Below are 2067 nucleotides of genomic sequence, written 5' to 3' on the forward strand. Positions count from 1 at the left end.
GTGATTTGTAATAAATATTTAAAAAAATTTCTTTTTATGCAGTTGTTANCGGTCATTATTTCAATATACTATTTGAGATGACTTAAATTTAATTCTTCTCAATAAGATTAGATACTATCTTCCTTGTAAAAATAGTTATTTTTTTTGTCTAATTATAATTGATTATACAATAGATATTGATATCAATCTCTCAACTTTGTTTACAGTCATATATTGTTTGTAATTACATTAATATTAAGATGTTTTCAAGTTGAAAACAGTAATCAATTCTTAATTTAAAAATTATGATTTTCTTAAAAGTATTAAATTCAGTTAATAATTGCAAAACACAATCCGCATATTTAAATTTTACTGAATATTTTATTTTTGAAAATTTGTCAAATTTAGAAATTTGGTCATTTTCGAAAAATGTCCGAAACTTTGTGTTAGCAACAACTCGCACTATTTTTTATGTACGTTGTTGTGTGATGTTTTTTATTCATTCCCTTTTTTGTAAATCAACGAACCTGTCAAAATAGTATCATTTTTTATCTCAAATTCTCTTGTTAACACTCCCAAATTACTCAAATATCCTCCATCTTTGTTTTCATAGATTTTTCCATTTAAAATTCCCCAATTAAAAATATAGAAATTAGTCTTTTTTGACAATCGAAATAGTGGGCCAATTCTCCGTATTTTGATATGTGCCAATTATTTTGTCATTATCATTGTTTATAGTTAGAATTTGCGAATCTGTTGGGTATAAGATTTCATTCTCACTCTTAAAACTTTTGTCAAATTTTGGTTTCTCACTTTTAAAAATACTGTCTGCTGGCATTTCGTTTATAAGATTGTATGCATAATCTGCCATTAAATGAGGCAATAGATAAGCCCTGTTGTCATTTGAGAATGCAATAATTCCAAATTTTTTGTCTGGCATAAACGAAATATGGAAACTTATTCCTGCCAAACCACCAAAGCGAGTCAAAATTTTTTCTTTTTGATATTCCGCAACGTCCCAGCCCAAACTGTAGCCCGTGCGTTGGTAAGTGAAGTATTCTTTGTCTTGCGGTGTGGTCGAAGTATGAAGTTCTGACCAAGAATTTTTATCCATTAAAATACTGTCTTCTCTAATGTTTGCACTTAACCATTTAGAAAGGTCATTTATAGTTGATATTATACCACCTGCTGCGTGCATTGTAACATCTTCTTTGTAAAGACCCTTTTCAACAACTCCTTTATCCTTTGAAACGGTAAGCGATGGACGAATATCATCTAGGTCATAATCGCTAACATTTGTACTGGTATTTTCCATTTTTAGGGGTGTGAAAATATAATCTGTCATTTCTGATTTCCACGATTTTCCTGTAACGTTATAAACTACCATACTAGCAATGATAGGGCCAACATTTGAGTATCGAAATTTGCCTGATGGGTCATATATGAAGTCGGTATTTAGGTCGTTGATTAGTTCTTCATTCCTTCCGCTATATCCCAAAAAGGCTGTTTTCCAAGTCATACTTGTGCTAAATGCACCATGAGTGTGGTTCAAAAGGTTCTTAATTGTTATTTTTTTTGTATTTATACTGTCTTTAAAATTTAATTGGGGAAGATAATCGTTAAGTGATTTGTTTAAATCAAGTATATTTTTTTGTTCTAATATTTTGAGTAACGTTCCTGTAAATGATTTTGTACTGGATGCAATATAAATAGGAGAATTATTGTTAAGTGATGATTTTTTTTCCTCTAAAATATCCCTGTTAATTGCAAATGAATAAGCTAATCCGTTTTGATCAACTAGGGCAAAAATAAAATCTCCATACAAAGCTTTTTCTTGGTAAAGCTCTTTTAATTGGTTTTCAAATTTTGATGAAAATTGGGGATGTTCATTCTGAAATTTATTTGTATTTTGAGATGTGAAACCCTTGTTTGTTTTACAAGAAAATGTAATTAGCAATAATAGTATTAAAAATTGCGGTCTAATAATTCGATTCATTCTATCCATTGTTTTATAATTTATATGAATAAGACTATCAAATTTTTAATTTGGTTACAGTTTAAAAAAAATGCACATAAAACTTATTATAG

At 28.8% G+C, this 2067-nt stretch carries 1 protein-coding gene; it reads right to left on the reverse strand.

Annotated elements, in window-relative coordinates; all coding sequences use genetic code 11:
* Positions 1-631: 631 nt before the first annotated feature.
* Positions 632-1975, reverse strand: a complete 1344-nt coding sequence (locus A9996_RS19215) for a serine hydrolase domain-containing protein (protein WP_169817281.1) — start codon at positions 1973-1975, stop codon at positions 632-634.
* Positions 1976-2067: the final 92 nt, after the last annotated feature.

Source organism: Gelidibacter algens, assembly GCF_001678675.1.
GTDB classification, from domain to species: domain Bacteria; phylum Bacteroidota; class Bacteroidia; order Flavobacteriales; family Flavobacteriaceae; genus Gelidibacter; species Gelidibacter algens.

What these genes read in the sequence shown, in the direction of transcription:
- A9996_RS19215 (WP_169817281.1), bottom strand. Translation starts at nt 1,975, where the DNA reads ATGAATCGAATTATTAGACCGCAATTTTTAATACTATTATTGCTAATT.